Genomic DNA, 7,101 nt, shown 5'->3' with positions numbered 1-7,101 from the left:
ACCTACCCGCATCCGGAGGACCGCGTTGGACGTCCCCTCCTCCAGCGACGAAGAGGCGTTCCGCGTTTTCTTCGAGCAGCACCACGCCGAGCTGGCACGGTTCGCGTGGCTGCTGATCGGCGAGCGCGCCTCGGCGGAGGACATCGCGGCGGACGCGATGCTCGCGGTGTGGAAGCAGTGGAGTCAAGTAGAGCGGTCCTCGTCCGGGATCGCCTACGCCCGCGGCATCGTCGCCAACCTGGCGAAGAGCCGGATTCGCTCGGACGTCAGGGAGCGGCGCCGCAACATCGCGTTCTGGCAGCGCCCGGGCGAGGAGTCGAGCGAACCCAACGTCGCCGCCGTCGTGGACATCCGCAGGGCCCTGGCCCGGCTGCCGTTCCGCAAGCGCGCCTGCGTGGTGCTGCGGTACTCGCTCGACCTGTCCGAGCGCCAGACGGCCGAGGCCCTGGGCATCTCGGTCGGAACGGTGAAGAGCCAGACCTCCAAGGGCCTGGCCGAACTGCGGCGACTCCTGGGTCCGTCGAACGGTAGGCGGGAGGGGTCCGCGTGGAAGACCATACGGAACGGGGTACGGCTATGAGAGACGACCTGCCGAGACGCCTGCGGGTCACCGCGGAGGAGTTCCAGCCCGACTCCGAGCGAATGTGGGAGCGCCTCTCCTCCGGGATGGGGAGCCCCGAGACGGTCAAGGCCGAGCCCTTGCGCGGCCGGTTCCGAGTCCCGCACCTGGCCTTCGCCACCAGCGCCGTCGTGGCCATCATCGCCGCGATCGTCGTCGTCGGCTACGGCCAGAAGACGGTTGATCGCACCCCGCCGGCGACCGGCACTTCGAGCGACTCGCCCGACGAGCGGGACTCCCCCGGGCCGGCCGACGGCAGGCCCGAGGACGCCGACGAGCTCGACTTCCTCATGGCCCGGCCGTCGATCAACGACAACACCGAGAACTTCTACTGGTCCGAGGCCAAGCTGGTCATGACCACCGAGGAGCCGCTCACCGAGCTGACCGTCGAGGTTTACATCGTCAACGCCGTCGACCTTCAGACTACCGGCTCGTGGACGACGGCCGAACACTACTTCGGTCCGCCAGAGGTGATCGAGGAGGACGGCTACCTGATCTACCGGTGGACGCTCACGGACGGCCGGACCGTCGAGCCGGGCGAGTACACGTTCGCCGGGCAGCACAACCACACCAACGGCATTCGCGACGCCGCAGGGGACTATTTCGTCTTCGAGGCCGCCTCGGACGCGGGCGAGGGCACGGTCATCGGCGGCTTCGAGCCCCAGGACTAGAACGACACCAGTTCGAACGTGCACGCGTAGTCCGTGCCGAAGCGCTCGCCGCCGGCCGCCGCGAACCCCGTGAGGAAATCGCGCGCATACGTCTCGGGGTCGACGTCGCTCAGCCCCGAGATGTAGGTGCGGTGCTCCAGGAGCGAGGCGATGCCGGCCTCCATCGTCGCGGTCGTGTCCACCGCGTGGGTCGCCAGCGGGGAGCCGGCGAGCGCGACCCAGCGGACACCGGGCCACGGGTCGAGGCCCTGGTAGAGCAGATCGGTGTGGATCCAGCGGTTGCCGGCGTCGGCGACCGCGTCGAGCACCGACTCGCCGACCGCGCGATGGTCGGCGCTGTTCCAGCCGCCCGGCTGGAAGTACTCGCGGCGATTGAGCGTGATCACCAGTTCGGGCTTGTGGCGGCGGATCGCGGCGGTCAGGTCGCGGCGCAGCTCGAGGCCGGCCTCGACGACGCCGTCGCGGTGGTCGAGGAACTCGACCGAGGAGACGCCGACGACGGCGGCGCTGGCGCGCTGTTCGGCCTCGCGCAGCGGGGCGCACTCGTCGGGCGCGATCGAGTCGATCCCGGCCTCGCCCTTGGTGACCATGAGGTAGGCGACCTCGCGGCCCTCGGCGGTCCAGGCGGCGACGGCTGCGGCCGCGCCGTATTCCATGTCGTCGGGGTGGGCCACGATGGCCAGCGCCTTCGACCATTCGGTGGGCATGGCAAGCAGTTCGGTCATGGCCCCAGTATGCCCGTTCAGCAGGCGCAGGAGACGCCGCCGACGGGGACGGTCAACGGGTCGGCCTCGCGGGCGGTGACGCCGTCGGCGGTCTCGACCGGCAGGCCCTCGCGGATCCAGTACTCCATGCCCCCGAGCATCTCCTTGACCTGGTATCCGGCCCGGGCGAACGCGGCGGCGGCGCGGATGGCGCCGTTGCAGCCGGGGCCCCAGCAGTAGACGACGACGGGCTTGCCCGCCTCGATGAGCTCGGCGGCCGTCGCGGGGATGTCGTCGGTGGGCAGGTGGACGGCGCCGGGCACGCGTCCCTGGCTCCAGGCGGCATGGCCGCGGGTGTCGACGAGGGTGAAGCCGGGGTCGCCGCCTTCGAGCGCCGCGTGGACGTCGGAGACGTCGGTGCGGTAGGCGAGCTGGGCGGTGAAGTAGTCGAGGGCGTCTGCGGGCGGGGCCGCCGGGATGCGCAGCACGGGGTTCTCCATATGTGGAGACTACATACTGATACAAGCGGTTGTTCGCGTTGACACAGAGCGCATCGCGGTCCGGATCGGGCGGCGATGCGCCGCGGCCGAGTGATCTACGGCACGGCGCACTTGCGCTCGGGGGCGACGGTAGGAGGATGGGGGCGGACCACCGATTCCGAGAGACGGGCTGAACGATGTCACCGACGACCGCACCCACCGTCGAGCTCGTCCACGGCGCGCGAATGCCGCGCCTGGGCATGGGCACCTGGCCGATGGACGACGCCGAGTCCGAACGCGCCGTCGCCGAGGCGATCGAGATCGGCTACCGGCTGGTGGACACCGCCGAGAACTACGGCAACGAGCGCGGCGTCGGCCGCGGACTCAAGGCCTCGGGCGCCGCCCGCGAGGACCTGTTCGTGACCACGAAGTTCAACAAGGAGTGGCACGGCGTCGAGCTCGCCGCCGACGCCTTCGAGCGCAGCGCCGACCGGCTCGGCCTCGACTACATCGACCTGCTGCTCATTCACTGGCCCAACCCGGGCCAGGACCGCTACGTCGACGCCTGGCGCGGCCTGGCCCGGCTGCTCGAGCAGGGCCGGCTCAAGGCCGTCGGCACCTCGAACTTCAAACCGGCGCACCTGGAGCGGATCATCGCCGAGACCGGCGTGGTGCCCGACCTCAACCAGATCCAGCTGAGCCCGCTCACCACCCGCGACGAGGCCCGGACCTACCACGCCGAGCACGGGATCGTGACCCAGTCGTGGTCGCCGATCGGCGGATCGGGCGTGGACGTGCTGAAGGAACCGCTCGTGGCCGAGCTGGCCGAGCGCTACTCGAAGAGCCCGGCGCAGATCGTGCTGCGCTGGCACATCGAGCTGGGTCTGACGGCCGTGCCGAAGTCGAGCAACCCCGAGCGTCTGGCGGAGAACCTCGATATCTTCGACTTCTCGCTCTCGTCTGAGGACGTCGCGGCGTTGTCGGCACTGGAACGTGGCGAGTCGGCCGCGGCCGACTCGGACTCCTTCGGGCACTGAGGGCGCACGCGGGCCCGTGGTCCCTGTCGGACCGTATACAGGTGAGTGATGCTTGCCTTGGACGAAGGGAAAAGGGGTATCGATATGTCGAACGAAGAACGGCGGCACGGACGCATCGTGGTGGGCATCGACGGCTCCCCGTCGTCGATCCGGGCGCTGAAGTGGGCGCTGTCGCAGGCCGAGGCGGTCGGAGCGACGGTGGAGGCGGTGCATTCCTGGCAGGTCCCGGTCAATTACGGGGCCGTGGCCGTGATGATGCCGAGCGAGACCTTCGCCGAGGGGGCTGCGGACATGCTCCGCGAATCGGTCGCGGAGGCCACCGGCGGCGAGGAGCGCGTGAGCGTCGAGCGGCTTGTCGCCGAGGGGCACCCTGCGGCGGTGCTGCTGGACCGCGCCAAGGAGGCCGATCTCGTGGTGGTGGGCAATCGCGGGCACGGCGGTTTCGTCGGGGCGATCCTGGGCTCGGTGAGCCAGCACGTCATCCACCACGCCACCTGCCCGGTCGTCGTCATCCCCGAAAACGCCTAGGCATTCGCGAGGCGGTCGAGCAGCTCGCTCAGGAGCGCGCGCTCCCCTGGTGAGATGAGCCCGTCCGCCTCGCCGAGCACCGCTTTCAGCCCGGCCGCGCGACGGGGGAACTCGCGCGCCTCCCCGCTCGGCGCGCCGGTGACGGCGCCGATCGTCGACTCGCGCAGCCGCCGGGCGATGTCGAGGTCGCGATCCGCTTCCGCAGTGGCGATGAGGCTGAGGGTGACGCCTCTGCCCGCGGCACCGACCATCGCGGCGCCGGTATCGACGCCGACAGTGAGCCTGCCGGCCTCGGCGACGCGCTCGACCAGCGTGCGGAGCCGCTGGTCCGCGCGCTCGGCGCCCTCGGAGGGGCGGGCGGGGGTCCGGTGGCCGAACATGAGCAGGTAATGGGCCGGACGCTCGAGGCCGAACTCGACGTGGAGGTCCCAGCCCCGGCGCAGGTCCTCGACCGGGTCGTCGGTGAGTGCCATTCCCAGCTTCTGCGCCAGATACTCGTCGAACCCCTTCGATGCCACCGCGTCGAGCAGTCCCCGCATGTCGGTGAAGAGCCGGTAGATGGTGGGCGGCTGCACGCCTGCGGCGGCGCTCACGGCGCGGGTGGTCACCGCGTCGACGCCTTGGTGGTGCAACAGCTCCGACGCCGCGTCGATGATGCGCTGCCGGATCTCTCCTCGATCACTCATGTATCAACGATAACAGTTTTCCGCTAGTACATTGCATATCTTCGGAAACGGTGTAGCGTTATCATTGATAACAGCGACTTGCGGGAGAACGACATGAAGACCACGGACAACACCATCCTCATCGCCGGCGGCACCTCCGGCATCGGCCTCGCGCTCGCCGAGCGCCTGCACAAGGCCGGCAACAAGGTGATCGTCGCCGGACGCCGCCGCGAACTGCTCGACCAGATCGAGGCCGAGCACGCCGGCATCGAGGGCGAGGTCCTCGACATCACCGACGAGGGGTCCATCCGGAGCCTGCTCGACACTGTCACGGCGAAGCACCCCGACCTCAACGTCCTGGTCGCCATGGCCGGGATCATGCGTCCCGAACGGGTGCTCCACCCGGCCTCGGTCGCGATCGCCGAGCAGACCATCGCGACCAACCTGCTGGGCCCGATCAAGCTCGTCAACGCCTTCGGGCAGCACCTGACCGCGCAGCCCGAGGCGGCGATCGTCACCGTGACCTCCGGCCTGGCGTACGTCCCGTTGTCGGCCGCGCCGACCTACAGCGCCACCAAGGCCGCGATCCACTCCTACACCGAGAGCCTGCGCGAGCAGCTTCGCGAGACATCGGTGCAGGTCATCGAGATCGCCCCGCCGCTGACGCACACGACGCTCATGCCCGGAGCGACCGACTCCGACCGCGCCATGCCGCTCGACGATTTCGCCGACGAGGTCATGGGCCTCCTCGAGACCCGGCCCGACGCCGAGCAGATCCTCGTCGAGCGGGTCAAGCGCCAGCGCTTCGCCGAGGTCAACGGCGACTACGACGAGGTCTTCGCCATGCAGTCCGGACGCTGACCGGACTGAGGCGGCGCAGGCCGCCCGACGGACGCGAGGGCCACCGCCGTTCCCGGTGCGGTGGCCCTCGTTCGCGTGCGCTCCACGCACCCGCGATAACGCCGATGCGGCATCGGCCGATGAGCCGACGAAGGCGGTTCGGTTTATTCCGTCGTAGTCAGGGTTACAGCAGTCCAAGCGGGACGGGTGGGGAGCGTATGCGGCGCTCCAGGCGTGCCGAGAACTTCCGATGAGCGAACGGAGACTTTCGAAGATGGACAAGCGTGACTCGGACGGGGCCGACTCCGAGAAGAGCCGACCGCACGACATGAAGATGTACCTGCGGTTCGCGGCAATGATCCTGACGGCCATGGTCGTCATGTACGCCTTGATGTTCGTCAGCTCGTGGGAGTGGGGACACGTCCGCTGGAGTGAGAGTCGCCTGTTCATGGCGCTCACCATGGGCGGGGCCATGGGCCTGATCATGCTCGGGTGGATGCTGAACATGTTCCGCGACATCAAGGGGAACGTGGGCATCATCGCGGTGAGCCTGCTCCTGCTCGGCGGTGGCGCGTTCCTCGACCGCAGCCAGGCCACCGTGCAAGACACTGCGTGGATGAGCTCGATGATCCCCCACCACTCGATGGCGATCACACGGTCCGAGCGCGCCGAGATCACGGACCTGCGAGTCTGCGAACTCGCCGTCCAGATCAGCGAGGCGCAGCGGCGAGAGATCCTGGAGATGCAGTGGCTCATCGAGGACATCGAGCGCAACGGCCCGGCCGAGACGCCGGAGGAGGCGCAGGCCCGCCAGGTCCCCGACTTCTCCGAGCCCGCTGACCGTCAGTGCTCCGCGAATTGACATCGATTCGGAGCCGTGCCGTCCCGACCGTGTCCGTCCACGGCGAGCCGAACTCCATTCGTGAAGTGCCCTGTACCTTGAAAGGCTCTTGGGCTAGAGTCCGTCCCGAAAGGGGTGGAGTGTGGACGAGATGACCGACGGGGAGATCGCCGTGGGGTTCCGGCAGGTGCTGGCGCTCGTGGAGGAGTGGGAGCGGTTGGGAGAAGTGCTGGACCGGCTGGAGGACGCAACCGATCCGGCGGAGCTGGAGGAGCGGGACGCGGCCGGCGAGCGGTTCGCGTCCCTCATTGAGGAGATCTGCCGCAGCACCTCGAAGGCCCTCAAAGGGATCGGGCTGTGGCAAGGGGCGGCGATGATCGATGCGGGGCTCGCGATCCCCCACGAGGTCTGGGAGGACCTCGTCGAGCGGTACCCGCCGTACCCGCCGGCCGCGCCCGACCTCACACTCAGGCCGCGCCGGTCCTGGAGGGCCTAAAGGCTGTCCCGCTATTGGCGCTGGGGGTCGTCGATCACGGTGGCGTTCCTGGAACCCTATGCAAAAGCCTCCTTCGAGTGATGTCGGTACAGCTGGAGCTTGATCACGGTTTGCAGGGTCCGGTCGGCCTTGCGGAGCGGTCGGCGGTAGCCGGTGGTAATGATCTTCCAGGATCGGAGGTGGGCGATGCCCTGCTCGATGATCCAACGGCGTCGGTTGAC

At 69.1% G+C, this 7,101-nt stretch carries 10 protein-coding genes; 7 read left to right on the top strand and 3 right to left on the bottom strand.

The features are described 5' to 3' along the window. The first annotated feature begins 25 nt into the window (after positions 1 to 25). Together ACYVK3_RS05610 and ACYVK3_RS05605 are read left to right on the top strand one after the other, a co-directional pair. Positions 26 to 580 carry a SigE family RNA polymerase sigma factor gene (locus ACYVK3_RS05610; protein ID WP_460496963.1) on the top strand — a complete coding sequence of 185 codons (555 nt, stop codon included), beginning with the start codon at positions 26 to 28 and terminating at the stop codon, positions 578 to 580. Then, positions 577 to 1,290, top strand: a complete 714-nt coding sequence (locus ACYVK3_RS05605) for a hypothetical protein (protein WP_460496296.1) — start codon at positions 577 to 579, stop codon at positions 1,288 to 1,290. The genes ACYVK3_RS05610 and ACYVK3_RS05605 overlap by 4 nt, the downstream gene beginning before the upstream one ends. On the opposite strand, the gene ACYVK3_RS05600 is transcribed toward ACYVK3_RS05605, so the two are convergent. Together ACYVK3_RS05600 and ACYVK3_RS05595 are read right to left on the bottom strand one after the other, a co-directional pair. Further along, a complete protein-coding gene (locus ACYVK3_RS05600; RefSeq protein ID WP_460496295.1) occupies positions 1,287 to 2,015 on the bottom strand; it encodes a PIG-L deacetylase family protein in 729 nt (242 codons plus the stop codon). The genes ACYVK3_RS05605 and ACYVK3_RS05600 overlap by 4 nt on opposite strands. A 17-nt stretch (positions 2,016 to 2,032) precedes the next feature. Further along, positions 2,033 to 2,494, bottom strand: coding sequence for a rhodanese-like domain-containing protein (locus ACYVK3_RS05595; RefSeq protein ID WP_460496293.1), 462 nt, complete (start codon positions 2,492 to 2,494; stop codon positions 2,033 to 2,035). A gap of 176 nt (positions 2,495 to 2,670) precedes the next feature. On the opposite strand from ACYVK3_RS05595, the gene ACYVK3_RS05590 reads away from it, so the two are divergent. Further along, positions 2,671 to 3,510: an aldo/keto reductase gene (locus ACYVK3_RS05590; protein WP_460496291.1), complete on the top strand. Its 840-nt coding sequence runs from the start codon at positions 2,671 to 2,673 to the stop codon at positions 3,508 to 3,510. 84 nt (positions 3,511 to 3,594) lie between these two features. After that, positions 3,595 to 4,038, top strand: coding sequence for a universal stress protein (locus ACYVK3_RS05585; RefSeq protein WP_460496290.1), 444 nt, complete (start codon positions 3,595 to 3,597; stop codon positions 4,036 to 4,038). Here ACYVK3_RS05585 and ACYVK3_RS05580 read toward each other — a convergent pair. Beyond that, positions 4,035 to 4,724: a TetR/AcrR family transcriptional regulator gene (locus ACYVK3_RS05580; protein WP_460496288.1), complete on the bottom strand. Its 690-nt coding sequence runs from the start codon at positions 4,722 to 4,724 to the stop codon at positions 4,035 to 4,037. The genes ACYVK3_RS05585 and ACYVK3_RS05580 overlap by 4 nt on opposite strands. A gap of 93 nt (positions 4,725 to 4,817) precedes the next feature. Between ACYVK3_RS05580 and ACYVK3_RS05575 the strand changes: the two genes are divergently transcribed. The 3 genes from ACYVK3_RS05575 to ACYVK3_RS05565 all read left to right on the top strand — a co-directional run bounded on the left by ACYVK3_RS05575 (position 4,818) and on the right by ACYVK3_RS05565 (position 6,880). Beyond that, the gene (locus ACYVK3_RS05575) at positions 4,818 to 5,564 is read left to right on the top strand and encodes an SDR family oxidoreductase (protein WP_460496286.1); all 747 of its coding nucleotides are present in this window, start codon (positions 4,818 to 4,820) and stop codon (positions 5,562 to 5,564) included. A gap of 253 nt (positions 5,565 to 5,817) precedes the next feature. Further along, a complete protein-coding gene (locus ACYVK3_RS05570; protein ID WP_460496285.1) occupies positions 5,818 to 6,405 on the top strand; it encodes a DUF305 domain-containing protein in 588 nt (195 codons plus the stop codon). Between the two features lie 121 nt (positions 6,406 to 6,526). Next, positions 6,527 to 6,880 (top strand): hypothetical protein, encoded by a 354-nt coding sequence (locus ACYVK3_RS05565; RefSeq protein ID WP_460496284.1) that lies wholly within the window; start codon positions 6,527 to 6,529, stop codon positions 6,878 to 6,880. Positions 6,881 to 7,101: the final 221 nt, after the last annotated feature.

Source organism: Glycomyces tarimensis, from assembly GCF_054776215.1.
This window is presented reverse-complemented; position numbering and strand designations above follow the sequence as displayed.